This window comes from Amycolatopsis sp. NBC_01307 (assembly GCF_035975215.1).
Classification (GTDB): Bacteria; Actinomycetota; Actinomycetes; order Mycobacteriales; family Pseudonocardiaceae; genus Amycolatopsis.
The window spans coordinates 4,094,892-4,110,837 of sequence record NZ_CP108403.1; the positions used below are offsets into that span (position 1 = coordinate 4,094,892).

Sequence of the window (15,946 nt, forward strand, 5' to 3'; positions counted from 1 at the left end):
TAACTTCGTTGACTTTACCAATGGTCACCTGCAAGCTCCTCACCACCCGAGGAGGTTGCCCCCGTGAACAGACGCTCCCTGGCCGCCGTGGCCGGTTCGCTCACCTTCGCTCTCGCCCTGACCGCCTGCGGCACCTCGGCCGGACCGGCCGCCGCGCCGGGTGGCGGGCAGCTCACCGTGTGGCTGATGAACGGCGACCTGAGCGACCAGGCCACCGCCGCGATCAACACCGCGTTCGAGAAGGCCACCGGCGCGAAGGTGACCGTGCAGATCCAAGAGTGGGACAACATCAACACCAAGATCAGCACGGCGCTGGCGCAGGACACCACGCCGGACGTGATCGAGATCGGCAACACCGACGTCTCGCTGTTCGCCGCCAACGGCGCGCTGGCCGACCTTTCCGGGCACCGCGACGACCTCGCCGCCGGCCAGACCTGGCTGCCCGGCCTGGCGGCACCGGCCACTGTGGACGGAAAGATCTACGCCGCGCCGCTGTTCGCGGGCAACCGCGCGGTGATCTACGACAAGCAGCTCTGGGCCGACGCCGGGGTCGCCGCGCCGCCCACGACGTTCGCCGAGCTCACCGCCGACCTCGACAAGATCAAGGCCAAGCACCCGGAACCGGGCTTCTCCGCGTTCCACTTCCCCGGGCAGTACTGGTACGGCGCGCTGCAGTTCGTCTGGGACGCGGGCGGCGAGCTGGCCACCGAGTCCGGCGGCAAGTGGGCCGGCGCGCTCGAATCGCCGGCCGCGCAGCGCGGGCTCCAGGCGTGGAAGGACTTCCAGGCCGCCTACTCGACGCCCGCGTCGCGCAACGTCGACACCAAGGCACCCGACCAGGCCGCGATGTTCGCCGCCGGTGGCACCGGGGCCATCCTCGACACCAGCGTGAACACCGTGCTGAAGAACAAGCCCGAGCTGAAGGACCGGCTCGGCACGTTCCCCTTCCCCAGCGCGACGCCGGGCAAGAACCAGCCGGTGTTCCTCGGCGGGTCGGACCTCGGGGTCGCCGCGAAGAGCAAGAACCAGGACCTCGCGCTCGCCTACCTGAAGGCCGCGGCGAGCCCGGCCGTCCAGCGGGACGCCATCGTCGGCATCGACGGCTGGACGCCGGTGTCGCCGCAGATCATCGACCAGGTGACGCCGACGCTGCCGCCGATCCGGGCCGCGTTCTACGCCGCCGCGAAGTCGAGCGGCGCCACGCCGGCCACCCCGGGCTGGGCGACCATCGAGAGCGACAAGTCCGTCAACACCTTCTTCGCCGACATCGCGACCGGCCGCAAGTCCGTGGCCGACGCGGCGCGGGACTTCGACGCCCACTTGGGCCAAGCGCTCAACGCCGCCCCGTGACCGGGTGGGACGTCCGCGGTGGACTGCCGTCCCCTGACCGCGGGCGTCCCACCCACCTTGATGGAGGAACGCCGTGAAGGTCCTGAAGCGACCCGCGCCGGTCGTGGCGCCGCGGCCCGCGCCCCGGCGGAAGCGACGACGTCCGCTGCTGCCCTACGGCCTGCTCCTGCCCGCGGTCGTCGTCCTCGGGCTGGTGCTGGGGTACCCGCTGGTCCGGCTGCTGCTGATCTCGTTCCAGGGGTACGGCCTGCGCGCCCTGTTCACCGGCACGGCCGGGTGGGCGGGCTGGGACAACTACGCCGCGGTGCTCGGCGACGACCAGCTGGTCCCGGTGCTGCTGCGCACGGTCGGGTTCTGCGTGGCGCTCGTCGCCGGGACGCTCGTGATCGGCACGGGCGTCGCGCTGATGCTGCGGCGGCTCGGGCCCCGGATGCGGGTCGCCGTCACGATGAGCCTGATCGCCGCGTGGGCGTTGCCGAACGTGGCGTCCACCCTGGTCTGGCAGTGGCTCTTCCAGCCGGGCTACGGCGTGGTGAACTGGCTGCTGTCGCAGCTGGGCCTCGGCGACTTCACCCAGCACGACTGGACGACGACCCCGGCGTCGGCGTTCACCCTCGTCTGGCTGCTGGTGGTGTGGCAGTCGGTGCCGTTCGTGGCGCTCACCCTGCACGCCGGGCTGACGCAGATCCCCCGCTCGTACTACGAAGCGGCCACTTTGGACGGTGCCGGGCCGTGGCGGGTGCACCTGACGATCACCTGGCCGTTTCTGCAGCCGATCTTCGGCCTGGTCACGATCCTCTCGGTGATCTGGGACTTCACCGTGTTCAACCAGATCTGGATCCTCACCCAGGGCGGCCCCAGCCAGGGCACGACGACGCTCGGGATCTGGACGTTCACCCGGGCCTTCAGCACCAACTCCTTCGGCCAGGGCGCTGCGATCGCCGTCGTCTCGGTCCTGCTGCTGCTGGCCATGACCATCGTGTACGTGCGCCGGCTGGTGCGAACGGGAGAGGACCTGTGATGCGGGGACGCCGGATCGGGACCAACGCCATGGCAACGCTGTTCTGCCTGGTGTGGGTGTTCCCGGTCTACTGGATGGTGAACACGGCCTTCAAGCCGCGCGGCGACATCCTGAGCCCGACGCCGAAGTTCCTCCCGGTGCACTTCACCCTCGGCAACTTCGCCGACGCGCTCGCGAAACCGGGCTTCACCCGCGACCTCGTCAACAGCGTCGTCGTGACGGTGTCGGTGGTCCTGCTCGCGATCGTCGTGGCGTTCCTGGCGGCGACGGCGTTGACGCGGTTCCGGTTCTTCGGCCGCCGCAGCTTCCTCATCGGCGTGCTGATCCTGCAGATGGTGCCGGTGCCCGCGCTGGTCATCCCGCTGTTCCTGGGCCTCAAGAGCGCGCACCTGCTGAACAACCTGTTCGGGCTCACCCTCACCTACGTGGCGCTGGTGCTGCCGTTCACGATCTGGACGTTGCGGGGCTTCCTGCACGGCATCCCGGTCGAGCTCGAGGAGGCGGCCATGGTCGACGGCGCGACGCGCGGGCGCATCATGGGCTCGGTGCTGCTGCCGCTCGTGCTGCCGGGGCTCATCGCGACCAGCGTGTTCGCGTTCATCACGGCCTGGAACGACTTCCTGTTCGCCTACGTGATCATGAAGGACCAGTCCGGGTACACGCTGCCGGTGTGGCTGGTCTCGTTCAGCACCAGCACCGGGACGGACTACGGCGGCCTGATCGCCGCGTCGACGCTGTTCGCGTTGCCGGTGGTCGTGTTCTTCGCGCTCGTCCAGCGCCACCTCGTCGAGGGCATGACCGCGGGCGCGGTGAAGGGCTAGTGCTCTCCTTGGTCCCCCGGCCCGCGGAACTGGTGCGGCACAACGGGTTCTTCACGCTCGACGGCGGCGTGCGCGTCGTCGCCGGTCCCGGTGCCGGGCGCGCGGCCGACCTCCTGACCGGCTTCTTAGGCGCGGGCCACGGCGCGGAGATCCGGCTGAACCTGCGGCCCGGGCTCGGGCCGGAAGAGTACGAGCTGGACGTCACCGAAGACCTCGTGACGCTCGTGGCGAGCGCGGAAGCCGGGCTGTTCCACGGCGTCCAGACGCTGCGGCAGCTCGGCCCGGACCGCTGGCCGTGCCTGCGGATCCGCGACCGGCCGCGGCTGGCCTGGCGCGGGGTGCTGCTCGACGTCGCCCGGCACTTCATGCCCCTGGGCTTCCTCTACGAGTTCGTCGACCTCATCGCCCTGCACAAGTACAACGTGCTGCACCTGCACCTCACCGACGACCAGGGCTGGCGGCTCGAGATCGACGGCCGCCCCAAGCTGACCGACGTCGGCGCGTGGCGCAGCGAGTCGATGGTCGGCGCGGCCGGCAGCACGGTCTTCGACGGCGTCCCGCACGGCGGTTTCTACACCCGCGCCGAGCTGCGCGGGCTGGTCGGCCACGCGGCCGCCCGCGGCGTGCGGGTGGTGCCGGAGATCGACCTGCCCGGGCACGTCCGGGCGGCGCTGGCCGCCTACCCGGAGCTCGGCAACCACCCGCAGCGGTGGCTGCCGGTGTGGACCGGATGGGGCATCAGCCCCGACATCCTCGGCATGCACGACGCGGCCCTGGACTTCTGCCGCGACGTCCTGGCGCAGACCGCGGAGATCTTCCCCTCGCGGCACCTGCACATCGGCGGCGACGAATGCCCGACGACGCAGTGGGAGACCGCGCCCGCCGCCCTCGCCCGCGCGAAGGCGCTCGGGTTGCGGGACACCGCCGAACTGCACGCCTGGTTCCTCGGCGAGCTGCACGGGTTCCTCGGCGAGCTGGGCCGGCAGTCGGTCTGCTGGGACGAAACGGGCCGCTCGCCGGGCACCCTGCCGCCGGCGATGACCGTGGCCAGCTGGCGCGACGCCGCCCACGGCGCGCAGGCCGTCGCCCGCGGCCACCAGGTGATCATGGCGCCGCACACGTCGACCTACTTCGACTACCCGCAGACCGACGGGCCGGGCGAGCCGCCGCGCGAGCTCGTCACCACCCTGGCCGACGTCCACGCCTACGACCCCCTCGACGGGAACCTGCCCGCCGCCGACCCGGACAACGGCGGCCGGCCCGGCGTCATCGGCACGCAGGCGCAGCTGTGGACCGAGCACGCGCCGACCCCCGACCACGTGCGGCAGCTGGCCTTCCCGCGGCTGTGCGCGCTCGCCGAGTCGGCCTGGTCCCCCGGCCCGCGCGACTATGCTGACTTCGAAGCCCGCTTGGCCGGTCACCTGGATCTGCTGCGCGCGCTGAACGCCCTGCCGAAGGAGCGCGTCCGGTTCCCGGGCGGGCTCCCCGCACTCCGAAAGCCGAGAACTTGACCGCAGACGCGCTCGGACCCGACCGGCCGCCCACCGCGAAACGGGACCGGGTCCGCCGCCACCTGCTGAACGTCATCGAGAAGGCGGGGCCGGGCACCGGGCTGGCCTCGGAACGCGACCTGGCGCAGGAGCTGGGCGTGTCCCGCCCGACCGTCCGCGCGGCCATCGACGAGCTCACCCGCACCGGCCTGCTGGTCCGCCAGCGCGGCCGCGGCACGTTCACCAGCCCGCACAAGGTCACCCAGGAGCTCGCCGGCAGCGCCGCGGGCCTGGGCGTGCCGCCGGCGGAGGGGAACTGGACCAGCGAGGTCGTCGCGTTCACGACGGCGCCCGCGAGCGCCCCGCGCGCGGCGCGGCTGGAGGTCGCCGGTGGCGCGCCGGTCCTGCGGGTGACGCGCGTGCGCTACGTCGACGACGAGCCGATCGCCATCGAGCGCCTCGACCTGCCCGCCGAGCTCGTGCCCGGGCTGGCGCCGGCCGACATGGAGGCCGGCAACTTCTACCGGCTGCTGCGGGAGCGGTTCGGGATCACCGTGGCCGAGGCCGAGCAGACGATGGAACCGGCCGTGACCAACCCCGAGCAGGCCGAGCTGCTGGACGTCCCGGTGTACGCGCCGATCCTGCAGGTCGAGCGGGTCACCCGCGACACCGCCGGCCGGATCGTCGAGCTGACCCGCTCGGTGTACCGCGGCGACCGCTACCGGATCACCTCGAAGCTGCGGTTCGACGCCGACTCGGGCTGAGAGGTCGCGGACCGGCTCGGCGAAGCAGGTCCCAGGGGCCGTACTACCGTCGGGGGCGTGTGGGTCGTCCTGCTGGTCGCGGTGCCCGTCGGGGTGCTGATCGGGACCGTCGGCGTCGGCGGGGTGCTGCTGCCGCCCGCGCTCACCTGGCTCGGCGGGCTCGACGTCCACGCCGCGGCCGGGACCAGCAGCTGGGCCTTCCTGTTCACCGGGCTCGTCGGCACCCTCGGGTACGCCCGCCAGCAGGCCATGCCGTGGCGGTTCGGCGGCCTGCTCACCCTCGGCGCGGCGCCCGCCGCGGCCGCCGGGGCGCTGGTGAACGGGCTGCTCCCGGCCGCCGTGCTGTGGCTGGTGCTCGCCGTCGTGACGGCCGGTTCCGGCGCGTACAACCTGTGGTTCCGCGCCAAGACGTCGCGGGTGCGCGACGACCTGCCCGTTGCCGCGACCGTCGCGATCGGCGTGGTCGTCGGGTTCGGCTCGGCGCTGACCGGGACCGGCGGGCCGGTGCTGCTCGTCCCGGCGCTGCTGGCGCTCGGCGTCCCGGCGTTGACGACCGTCGCGGCCGGGCAGCTGATCCAGCTGCCGCTCGTCGGCTTCGCGACGCTCGGTTACGCCGCGCACGGCTCCGTCCACTTCGGACTCGGCACGCTGCTCGGCGGCATCGCCGGCGCCGGCGCGCTCGTCGGCACGCGGCTGGCGAAGAGGCTGCGGCAGCAGCACCTCCACCGCGTCGTGTCGGCGGCGCTGGTCGTCTTCGGCGCGTTCCTGTTCGTCCTGGCCGCACGCAGCTAAGACGCCGTCAGCCGCACGCAGCACCGGCCCGGCCGCGGGTCGGGGCGCGCGGTCAGCTCCGGCGCACCCGCGCCGGTCAGCAGGCCCGCCACCAGCGCGAGGTTCATCTCGCAGACCAGTTCCGGGTGCGCCCGGGCCAGCCGGTGGAACGGGCAGTTCCCCAGCGCCACCTCGCTCTCCTCGGTCCGCGGCTCGAACCCGTGCGCCTCGAGTGCCGCCGTGAGATCGGCCGCGGCGGCCCCCCGCCGCTCCCCCAGCTCCCGGGCCCGCAGCGCCAGGATCTCCCGGGCCGAGCCACCGGTCTCGCCGGCTTCCTCGACCGCCGTCGCCAGGAGGTGGCCGGCCAGCTCGTAGTCGCGTTCCGGCAGCGAGACCGTCACCTGCCGGTCCGAGCGGCGGTAGAGCTTCGCCGGGCGTCCGGCCCCCGGCCCGGTGCGCCCGGTGCGGCGTTCGTGCCCGACGGCGAGGAGCTGGGCGTCCACCAGGCGGTCGAGGTGGAACGCGACGGTCGGCCGGGGCACACTCAGGGCGGCGGCGACGTCGTCGCGGCTCACCGGCCCGGGCTGGCGGACGACGTAGTCGTACAGCCGGCGCCGGGTGGGCTCGTCGAGCGCGGCGACCGCGGCCAGCGCACCGGCCTGGGATTCGTGCATCACCGCATTCTAAAACAAATAACCGTTGACGAAAACCCGGGCGGCCTTCTAACGTCGGTACGACTTGGTTTTAGAACGAAGGGGCTCCCCGTGACAGCCGAACCCATGAGCGAACCGGTTCCCCTCCGGCACCTCGGTGTCGTCCCCGACCGCGACGCCTTCGACCTCCACGCGGCCGAACGCGCGGTGGCCGACCTGCTGCGGGCGCTGGGCAAGGACCCGACCTCGGAGCACCTCGGCGACACCCCGCGGCGGGTGGCGAACGCCTACGCGGAGATGCTGCGGCCCCGCGACTTCAAGCTGACGACGTTCCCCAACGACGAGGGCTACGACGAGCTCGTGCTCGCCAAGAGCATCCCGGTGCAGTCGCTGTGCGAGCACCACATGCTGCCCTTCCGCGGCGTCGCGCACGTGGGCTACCTGCCGGGCGAGCGCATCCTCGGCCTCTCGAAGCTCGCCCGGGTCGTCGAGCTGTTCGCCCGCGACCTGCAGGTGCAGGAGCGGCTGACCAAGCAGGTCGCCGACTGGCTCCAGGAGCACCTGGCACCGAAGGGCGTCGGCGTGGTGATCGAGGCCGAGCACCTCTGCATGTCCCTGCGCGGGGTCCGGGCGAGCGGCGCGCTCACCGTCACGTCGTCGCTGCACGGCCTGGTGCGCGAAGAACCCAAGACGCGGCAGGAGTTCTTCGCACTGACCGGCGTCGTCGCCTAGCGGCGGTCAGCGCACCGGGATCCGCTCGAGCGCGTCGAGCTGCCGCTGCACGCGGCGGGCGTCATCGTCACGGCCTTGGCGTCGGCAGAGTGTGAGCGCATCCCGCCACGTCTCGGCGGCTTCGCTGTGGCGTCCGAGTGCCGCGTACGCGGTGCCGAGCCGGTCGAGGGTGCCGGCTTCTTCGTTGGTGGAACCGATTTCGCGAAGCCGGCCGATGGCCTCGCGGTAGTGGCCGACCGCCTCGGCGTGGTTCCCGACGCGGTGCGCGATGTAGCCGAGACTGTCCGAAGTGGTCGCCTCCCCCTCGGCGTTTCCTTGACGGCGGAACAGGTCCAGGGCGGCTTCGCAGTGTTCGCGGGCTTCGTCGTAGCCGCCGAGCTGGGCCGCGTACCAGCCGATCGCGTTGAGCGCACCGGCTTCCCAGTCGGGGTTGCCGACGTCCCGGCTGATGCGCAACGCCTGCCTGGCGTGCTCGCGGGCCTTGTGGTGGTCGCCTTGCGCGCCCCACGCGGCGGCGAGGGTCCGGTGGGTGTGGGCCTGGTTGGTCGTGTCGTCGTGCCGTTCGGCCAGGGTCAGTGCTTCCTGCAGGTGGACGTTCGCCTGCGTGTGAGCGCCCAGGTCGGCGTGGGCTCGGCCGAGCAGGCGGTGGGTGAGGATCCGGGTCGCCGGGTCGGCGAGGTGCCCGGCCGCCGTCATCGCGACCTGCCAGGTGCCGAGCCGGTCGTGCAGGTGGCCCTGCCGCCGGTGGAACGTCTCGAGCGCCCAGGCCAGGTCCCACGTCGTCCGGTGGCGCCGGTTCCCGGACGCGGTGTCCAGGGCCGCCAGCAGGCAAGCGTGCTCGGTGTCGAACCAGCTCAGCGCGGCCGCGTCGTCGGGCAGCCCGGGGACGGCGTGCCGGGGAGCGGCCGGCGCCGGGTGTCCCGGTTCGCGGTGCGGGTTCAGGAGCCGGTCGGCGCGGTACGCGGTGTGCAGGTAGAAGTCGACGACCCGGTGCTGCGCGGCGGCGCGGACGTGTGCGGGAAGCCCGGCCGCCGTGAGGGTGGCGTGCCGGCGGATCAGGTCGTGGAGCCGGTAGCGGCCGCGGCCGGTCCGGGTGAGCAGTGACGCCTGTTCCAGTCCGCGCAGGATCCGCTGGGTGTCCGCCGGGGGCCGGTCGAGCAGGGCGGCGGCGGCTTCGGGTCCGAGGTCGGGCCCGGGTGCGACCCCGAGCAGGGCGAACGCGCTCGCCTGCTCCGGCGCCAGTGCGTCGAGCGACCACGACAGCACGGTGGGCAGGCTGGCGGTGGGGTCGTCGTCGGCGAGGGCCTGGAGCCCGGCGTCCCGCAGTTCGCCGGCCAGCACGCTCAACGGGAGGTCCGGCCGCAGCTGGGCGCGCGCGGCGACGATGCCCAGCGCCAGCGGGAACCCGCCGCAGAAGGCGATCAGCCGGTCCGCCGCCGCCGATTCGGCCGTCGTGCGGGCGGCGCCGAGCCGGCTGGTGAGCAGCAGGCGGGCTTCGTCCTCGGTCAGGACGTCGAGGCGGAGGTGGTGGGCCGCGTGCCCGGTGACCAGTCCGGTGAGCTGGGTGCGGCCGGTCACCAGGACGGTGCAGGTGTCCCCGCCCGGCAGCAGCGGGGTGACCTGGGTGGTGTCCGCGGCGTTGTCCAGCACGAGCAGCATCCGCCGGCCGGTGACGAGGTTGCGGAACAGGGCCGCGCCGGCGTGCGGGTCGATCGGCACCTGCCGGGGTTCGACCCCGAGCGCGTCGAGGAACCCGCGGATCGCGGCGGCCGGCGCCATCGGCGCGTGGTCGGGGCTGAAGCCGCGCAGGTCCACGTACAGCTGGCCGTCGGGGAACCGGTCGGTGTGGCGGTGGGCCCAGTGCAGGGCCAGCCATGTCTTGCCGATGCCGCCCGCACCGGCGATCGCCGAGATGACCACTGTGCCGCCGGGCTCGCGCGGGTCCAGCACGGCGTCCAGGCGGGCCAGGTCGTCGTCGCGGCCGACGAACGGCCGGGGTGCTCGCGGGAGCTGGTGGCACACCGCGGGAGGGCCCCCGGCTGTGCGCGTGGTGCTCAGCAGGGTCTGCTGCAGGTCCTGGAGCGCGGTTCCCGGGTCGGTGCCCAGCTCTTCCACCAGGCGCGTGCGGATCCGGTGGTAGTGCTCCAGCGCGTCGGCGCCGCGCCCGGCCTGGTGCAGGGCGCGCATGTACTGCCCGGCGACGTGCTCGTCGAGCGGGTGGTCGACGACCCGCGTGGCGAGCTCGGCGACCAGCGCGTCACCCTCGCCCGCCCGCAGCCGGGCGTCGACGAGCGCGCGTTGCGCAGCGAGCCGTTCCTCGCCTAGCTGCCGGCGTTCCGCGTCGGCCCACGCGCAGTCGAGGCCGGTGAGCGCCTCCCCCTGCCACAGGTCCAGCGCCCTGCTCAACAGCCCGGGTGCCGCCGCCGGATCGGGTTCGGTCCGGGCCCGGGCGCACAACGTCCGGAACAGCGGAAGGTCCAGCACCGGCCCGTCGTCGCCGGTCGTCAGGACGTACCCGCCGGATCGCCGTACGATGTCCAGGCCGTCCACTTCGGCCAGTGCCTGCCTCAGCCGGGAGACGTAGCTGTAGAGCGTCGCCCGGCCCCGGCGCGGCAGGTCGGGACCCCAGATCCGCTCGACCAGCCGGTCGACCGGAACGACCCGGCCGGCGTCGACGGCCAGCGCCGCGAGCAGGCAGCGTTGCCGGGTGGTCCCGAGGTCGACGGGGCGGCCGTCGACCTCGACGGCGATCTCGCCGAGCACGCGAAGAACTGTCACCGAACCCTCCCCGGATCGGACCCACCGAACCAGGCATAGCCGCTCGACCGGCGAAATGCAGGAACTCCGCAAGCAAATCACACGATCGGCCCTCCACGATCACCTCGACGTTGCGCCGGGACCGCCGGCGCGGGGAGGGGATCAGAGGATGCGTACGAAGGTGCGGGCAGCGGCCCGGGTACTCGGCGTGGCGGCCGTCGCCGCGGGAGCGCTGGCCGTGGGGCCGGTCGGGAACCAGGTGGCGTCGGCCGCGCCACTGGCGTGCACGGCCGTCGGCAACGCCGACGGCACGGTCTCCGCGTTCACGCTCTACGACAACACCGGCTACTCCGGAAGCTGCATCACGTTCTACCGCTACGGCAACTGCACGGCGTCCACCACCGACACCGAGGGCCTGTACAACCTCAACGGCTGGGGCTGGGACAACCGAGCGAGTTCGGTGCACACCGCGCACTCCTGCGACGTCCGGCTCTACGACGCGCGGGACTGCCCCAGCAGCGGCACCCGCAGCACGTGGATCGACCAGAGCGCCGATCTCCGGCTCGGCAGCATCAACTGGCAGAACCGCGCGAGTTGCGTGGTGATCAGCTGACGCCTCGCCGAGGGCGCCGGGATCAGCGACCCCGGCGCCCTCGGGTCACGCCACCGGTGGTTTGCAGATCGTGTTCCACCCGCTGGGGTGGGGCACCCCGTTCACGGTCACTTCCCCGTAGACCTTCGCGCACAGGGTGTTCGCGTCGGAGACGTAGATCCCGCCCGCGTAGGTTTCGTAGTCGTCGTCGGAGTCGTACCACTGGGTCGTCCAGCCGGCGTGCTGGAGGACCACCTCGATGTGGTGCTTGCCGTCGAGGTTGTCGAAGGTCATCGCGCAGAACGTGCCGCTGCCCTCGGACGAGTACCAGACCCTGACGTACCCGGTGGTCTGCGGAATGTCGATCTGCTCCAGGAAGGCCCCCTTGCAGGTGGTGAACGGGCCCGCGTACCCGGGCGGCGCGTCTTTCGGATGTGTCTCGGCCGACGCCGTGGCCGCGCCACCGAACACGGTGGTCGCCACCAGCCCGATGATCGCGACCGCGGTCGCGATCCGTCTCTTGATCCGCACCTGGAACCTCCACCCTCGGCGGGCCGCGCCCGGTTCAGGCGGGGCCTCGGCGTCAGGCTGGCGGACCGAGGTGCAGGCTTCCTTGCGAGAATCCTGCAACTCGCAGGTCAGGGCGCCGGCCGTGGAAATCGCCGGCCGGGCGCCGGAGCACGGTGCTAGACAGCCTCCGTGCACACCACGCTGGACTTCCCCGAGCTGTTGCAGCTGATCGACGAACGCTCGGCGGCCTTCCGTGCCGCGGTGGGCGTCGCGCCCAGTCTCGACGCGCGGGTGCCGACCTGTCCCGAGTGGACGCTGTTCGACCTGGTGCGGCACCTGGGCGAGGGCCGCCGCGACTGGGCGGCCACCATTGCGGCCGGGCCTGATGCCACGGCCAAGGCCGCGCCGCGGGACGGCTCGGCGCCGCCCCGGGAGCGTGAGGCTTTGCTTGCCTGGTCGGCCGCGGCGACGCGGGAGCTGCTCGACGCCTTGCGCGAAGCCGGGCCGGATCGGGGTTGCTGGGCGTGGTGGGGCAAGACGCAGTCGCCGCGGACCTGTGGTGCCGTCGCCCGGCGTCAGCTCCACGAGGTCGCGGTGCACACCTACGACGCCCAGGTCACCGTGGGCGCGCCGCGGCCGCTGCCGGACGAGGTGGCCCTCGACGGGGCCGAGGAGTTCCTGTCCACCTTCTGCACCACGACGGTCGCCTGGCCGCACGAGCCCGCGGTCGTCGACTACCACGTCGCCGAGGGCCGGTCCTGGCGACACCGGCTCGCCGCCGACGGCGCACGGGCCGACCGCCTGCCGTCATCCGCGACCGGCGACGTCCCGGACGCGACCGCCCGGGGCACGGCCCATGACCTCGTCCTGGCCTTCTACGGCCGGATTCCGCTGGACACCCTCACGCTCGACGGCGACCGGCGGATCTTCGACCAGCTCGTGGACTGGGACCCGGAGCGGTAGGGCGCGTCCGACAAAGGCCGGTGGCCGAGATGCCGCTAGTCCCGGCGGTGCCGGCCTCCCGGGCCCGTGGCCAGTGCCTGCACCCGCGTCACGAGGTCGCGCCTCCGGTTGCGGCGGGCGTACTCCAGCAGCGCCTCCACCTGGGCCTCCGGCAGCCAGCCCTGGTCGGCGCCGATCTCCAGTGTCAGCAGGTGCGTCACCAGTTCGCGGGAGTCGTCGTCGCACTCGCCCGCCAGTTCCGCGAACCGCAGCGCCGCGTCGGCCGCGCCGTCGCACCACGCCGTCATGGCCAGCAGCGTCGCCGTCGCGGTCAGGATGTCGCCGCGGTGGACGCCGCCTTCCGCGGCCAGGTGCTCGGCCAGCTGGAAGCTGTGGGTGCCGACGCCGCCGGCCCCTTCCTCGCGCACCGCTTTCGCGAGCGCGTGGATCTGCTGTGTGACGTAGTCCCCGCTCGAAAACCCCGACATGCCGTCCCCTCCACCCCGCGACGAGTCCCGTGCGGCCCGTGCGGTCACCCCGACAGGTGTACTCCATTCGCGCCCAGATACGTCGGACGCCCCACCGCTTTCGTCCGATCGGTCGTGAGATCAGCCCGATCGTCCCGGTTCGTTGCGCCGTTGGGACACGTAGACCGCGGCCGACGTCCGCCGCTCGACGCCGAGTTTGTGCAGCACGGAAGAAACGTAGTTCTTGACGGTCTTTTCCGCCAGGAAAAGCCGTTCCGCGATCTGCCGGTTGGTCAGTCCTTCGGCGACCAGGTCGAGCACCCGCCGCTCCTGCGGGCTGAGCTGCTCGTACCGCGGATCCGGGGCCGAGGCCGTCTCCCCCCGCAACCTGTTCATGACGGACGCGGTGAGCGTGGCGTCCAGCAGCGAGCCGCCGACGGCCACCGTGCGGACGGCGTCGATCAGGGACCGGCCGGAGACCTGCTTGAGCATGTACCCGGCCGCGCCGGCCATGATGGCGCCGAACAGGGCGTCGTCGTCCGAATAGGACGTGAGCATCAGGCAGGCGGGCGGCGGCTCGAGCGTCGAGCGGATCTCGCGGCAGACCTCGACGCCCTGGCCGTCGGGCAGCCGGACGTCCAGGATGGCCACGTCCGGCCGGACCTGCGGGATCCGGACCAGGGCCTCGGCGGCCGTGCCGGCCTCGCCGACCACTTCGATGTCCGGCTCGGACTCGAAGACGGTCTTCAGCCCGGTGCGGACCAGCTCGTGGTCGTCGAGCAGGAACACCGAAATCGTCATCACGCAGTCCCTTGTTCGCCGGCCGACCGGGCCGGCAGCCCGGCCGTCCACTCCAGCCGGGAGCCGCCGTCGCCGACGGCCACCAGCGCACACGTCCCGCCCCACCGCGCGGCCCGGGCCGCCAGGTTGGCGAGCCCGCTGACCCGCCCGGGGCCCGGGGGCGGCCCGGTCCCGTCGTCGCGCACCACCAGGCTCAGCCGCGTGCCGAGCCCGTCCACGGTGACCTCGACCGAGCACGACGTCGCGCCGGCGTGGCGGGCGACGTTCGTCAGGGCTTCCCGCAGCGACGCGATCAGGTCGGAGCGGACCGCGTCCGGCACGGCGGCGTCGAGCGGCCCGTCGAAGCCGACGCGCGGCTCGAAGCCCAGCGTGTCCCGGGCGTCGACCGCCACCCGCAGCAGCTCCGCGCGGAGGCTGCCCTGCGCCTGCGCGGGCGCCTGCAAGGAGAAGATGCTGTTGCGGATCTCGCGGATCGTGCCGTCGAGGTCGTGGGCGAACCCGGCGACGCGCGCGCCGACCCCCGGGTCCGAGATCAGCCTGCTGACGCCTTCGAGCCCGAGCCCGGTCGCGAACAGCCGCTGGATCACCAGGTCGTGCAGGTCGCGCGCGATCCGGTCGCGGTCCTCGAAGACGGCGAGCTGCTGGCGGGCCTCCTGCGCCCGGGAGAACTCGACGGCGAGCGCGGCGTGCCCGGCGAACGTCTCGGCCAACTGGACGTCGGAGTCGGTGAAGGGCGAGCGGTCGCGGAACTTCGCCACGAGCAGCACCCCGAGGGTCTCCTCGCCGACGATCAGCGGCACCGAGATCGCCGAGTCCAGGTCCTTGATCATGGCGGGCATCGGCCCGGCGCGGTCGCGCTGCTCGTTCTGGACGTGCTCGCCGTAGTCCCGCACGACGATCGGCCGGCGCGTGGTGAACGCGATCCCGGTCGCGGTGCCCTCGGTCGGGATGGTCAGCCCGGTGAGGCGGTCGGAGTCCTCCCCCGGCGGCTCGACGACGTCGAACACCAGCAACCCCGGCCCCGCGGGCAGCGCGATCGCGCCGCCGGTGCCGCCGGCCACCACGCGGGCGCGTTCGGCGACCAGCCGCAGGGTGGCGCGCAGGCTCTGCGCGCTGAGCAGGGCCTTGGTGACGTCGTAGGAGGCCTCGAGCCAGCGTTCGCGGCGGCGCATCCCGTCGACGAGCAGCGCTTTCTCGACGGCCATCCCGGTCGCCGCGGTGAGCGCGCCCAGCACTTCGCGCCGGCGGCCGGCGAAGCCGCCTTCGCCGGGCTCGATCCGGAAGGTGCCGAAGGTCTTGGGCCCGGCGCGCACGGGGATCTCGACCGCGCCATTGCTCGTGCCGTCACCGGGCCGGCCGTACTCGGCCACACCGCCCTCGGGTCCGGTCACCTCGACGCGGCCGTGGCGCGCCCCGACCAGCTCGCACACCGTCGTCACCGCGCGTTCGAGCAACGCCGGTATCTCCAGCTCCCGCGCGATCCCGGCCACCGCGGCGAGGATCGCCGGCATGCCGATTTCGTCCGCCACTTTCTTGTCGACTCCGCTGGCGTCGCCCACTCCCGGGGGTCTCCCCGGGCCGTCAAGGGTGCCACAGGTCACTGCCCGTGCCGGCCCAAGCCGGTTCGTCCATCCGGTGGGTCGTTCGGTGCCACGGCGTTGTTACTCGGCCGGGCAGGCCATTCGGTGACCGGTTATCGCTTCGACCGGGATCTGCAGGAACCGCCGCCCGGCCTGGGACGGACACGGGCACAGGCAGGCGATCTCGGCGGCCGAGGAGTCCCGGAACTCGCCGGCCCGGCCGAGCAGGCTGACGAACCAGCCCGCGCCGAGGTCGGCGGCGAAGTCGTCGGCCTCGAACGCGACGACGGCGTCGCGCGCGCCGGCGTAGAGGGGACTGCCTTCGGGCACGGCGAACACGACGCTCTCCCCGACGACGGTGAACCGCACCGGGCGAACGGCCGGCATCGCCCGGTGGGTGAAGATCACCCGGCCGAGGCTCGCCGTCCGGAGCAGCGCGAGGCACTGCGCCCGGTCGAGCAAGAGCCCGAAGCCCACATCGTCAGCCATCTCGTCCCTGTGCTTCTCCTGTGAATATTCCCGGCCACCAGCGTGATCCGTTGCGGCGGGTCGCCGGTAGGGCCGTTCGACCCGGCCACGCCCGGCCCGGCTCCGAAACCCCTACGACGGCGCCGTCCGCCAGTGCCGAAAGACCCGGGTCCGCACGGGCGCCCGGCCGGTGTGGCGGACACGCGGCGCGACCTACCGTCGTGACC

Annotated in this window: 15 protein-coding genes and 1 pseudogene; 9 read left to right on the forward strand and 7 right to left on the reverse strand. The window is 73.0% G+C overall.

Annotated features, from left to right (window positions below; all coding sequences use genetic code 11):
- Nucleotides 1-63 precede the first annotated feature (63 nt).
- From OG439_RS17150 to OG439_RS17175, 6 genes and pseudogenes are all read left to right on the forward strand, one after another.
- Nucleotides 64-1,350 (forward strand): extracellular solute-binding protein, encoded by a 1,287-nt coding sequence (locus OG439_RS17150; RefSeq protein WP_326950361.1) that lies wholly within the window; start codon nt 64-66, stop codon nt 1,348-1,350.
- A 73-nt stretch (nt 1,351-1,423) separates the two neighbouring features.
- A complete protein-coding gene (locus OG439_RS17155; RefSeq protein WP_326950362.1) occupies nt 1,424-2,371 on the forward strand; it encodes a carbohydrate ABC transporter permease in 948 nt (315 codons plus the stop codon).
- A complete protein-coding gene (locus OG439_RS17160; RefSeq protein ID WP_326950363.1) occupies nt 2,371-3,192 on the forward strand; it encodes a carbohydrate ABC transporter permease in 822 nt (273 codons plus the stop codon). Before OG439_RS17155 ends, OG439_RS17160 begins: the two co-directional genes overlap by 1 nt.
- The gene (locus OG439_RS17165; protein ID WP_326950364.1) at nt 3,192-4,703 is read left to right on the forward strand and encodes a beta-N-acetylhexosaminidase; all 1,512 of its coding nucleotides are present in this window, start codon (nt 3,192-3,194) and stop codon (nt 4,701-4,703) included. Before OG439_RS17160 ends, OG439_RS17165 begins: the two co-directional genes overlap by 1 nt.
- The gene (locus tag OG439_RS17170) at nt 4,700-5,446 is read left to right on the forward strand and encodes a GntR family transcriptional regulator (RefSeq protein ID WP_247052510.1); all 747 of its coding nucleotides are present in this window, start codon (nt 4,700-4,702) and stop codon (nt 5,444-5,446) included. Before OG439_RS17165 ends, OG439_RS17170 begins: the two co-directional genes overlap by 4 nt.
- 51 nt (nt 5,447-5,497) lie before the next feature.
- A pseudogene (locus OG439_RS17175) lies at nt 5,498-6,238 on the forward strand (sulfite exporter TauE/SafE family protein); the annotation flags it as partial.
- On the opposite strand, the gene OG439_RS17180 reads toward OG439_RS17175, so the two are convergent.
- A complete protein-coding gene (locus OG439_RS17180; RefSeq protein ID WP_326950365.1) occupies nt 6,235-6,891 on the reverse strand; it encodes a helix-turn-helix transcriptional regulator in 657 nt (218 codons plus the stop codon). The pseudogene OG439_RS17175 and the gene OG439_RS17180 sit on opposite strands and share 4 nt — an antisense overlap.
- Nucleotides 6,892-6,996: 105 nt before the next feature.
- Here OG439_RS17180 and folE point away from each other — a divergent pair, with 105 nt between their 5' ends.
- Entirely contained in the window at nt 6,997-7,602 is a 606-nt protein-coding gene (gene folE, locus OG439_RS17185; RefSeq protein WP_247064365.1) for a GTP cyclohydrolase I FolE, read from the forward strand.
- 6 nt (nt 7,603-7,608) lie between these two features.
- On the opposite strand, the gene OG439_RS17190 is transcribed toward folE, so the two are convergent.
- Nucleotides 7,609-10,380 carry an AfsR/SARP family transcriptional regulator gene (locus OG439_RS17190; RefSeq protein WP_326950366.1) on the reverse strand — a complete coding sequence of 924 codons (2,772 nt, stop codon included), beginning with the start codon at nt 10,378-10,380 and terminating at the stop codon, nt 7,609-7,611.
- 148 nt (nt 10,381-10,528) lie between these two features.
- Between OG439_RS17190 and OG439_RS17195 the strand changes: the two genes are divergently transcribed.
- Nucleotides 10,529-10,972: a hypothetical protein gene (locus OG439_RS17195; protein WP_326950367.1), complete on the forward strand. Its 444-nt coding sequence runs from the start codon at nt 10,529-10,531 to the stop codon at nt 10,970-10,972.
- Between the two features lie 45 nt (nt 10,973-11,017).
- Here the strand turns inward: OG439_RS17195 and OG439_RS17200 are convergent, their stop codons facing one another.
- Nucleotides 11,018-11,482, reverse strand: coding sequence for a hypothetical protein (locus OG439_RS17200; RefSeq protein WP_326950368.1), 465 nt, complete (start codon nt 11,480-11,482; stop codon nt 11,018-11,020).
- 168 nt (nt 11,483-11,650) lie between these two features.
- Here OG439_RS17200 and OG439_RS17205 point away from each other — a divergent pair, with 168 nt between their 5' ends.
- Nucleotides 11,651-12,424 (forward strand): maleylpyruvate isomerase family mycothiol-dependent enzyme, encoded by a 774-nt coding sequence (locus tag OG439_RS17205; RefSeq protein ID WP_326950369.1) that lies wholly within the window; start codon nt 11,651-11,653, stop codon nt 12,422-12,424.
- A gap of 35 nt (nt 12,425-12,459) precedes the next feature.
- On the opposite strand, the gene OG439_RS17210 is transcribed toward OG439_RS17205, so the two are convergent.
- The 4 genes from OG439_RS17210 to OG439_RS17225 form a co-directional block, all read right to left on the reverse strand.
- Entirely contained in the window at nt 12,460-12,891 is a 432-nt protein-coding gene (locus tag OG439_RS17210; RefSeq protein WP_247052513.1) for a hypothetical protein, read from the reverse strand.
- Between the two features lie 120 nt (nt 12,892-13,011).
- Nucleotides 13,012-13,671, reverse strand: a complete 660-nt coding sequence (locus OG439_RS17215; RefSeq protein WP_247052514.1) for a response regulator — start codon at nt 13,669-13,671, stop codon at nt 13,012-13,014.
- Nucleotides 13,671-15,182, reverse strand: coding sequence for a GAF domain-containing sensor histidine kinase (locus OG439_RS17220; protein WP_326951562.1), 1,512 nt, complete (start codon nt 15,180-15,182; stop codon nt 13,671-13,673). Before OG439_RS17220 ends, OG439_RS17215 begins: the two co-directional genes overlap by 1 nt.
- Nucleotides 15,183-15,332: 150 nt before the next feature.
- The gene (locus OG439_RS17225; RefSeq protein ID WP_326950370.1) at nt 15,333-15,740 is read right to left on the reverse strand and encodes a pyridoxamine 5'-phosphate oxidase family protein; all 408 of its coding nucleotides are present in this window, start codon (nt 15,738-15,740) and stop codon (nt 15,333-15,335) included.
- Between the last annotated feature and the right edge of the window lie 206 nt (nt 15,741-15,946).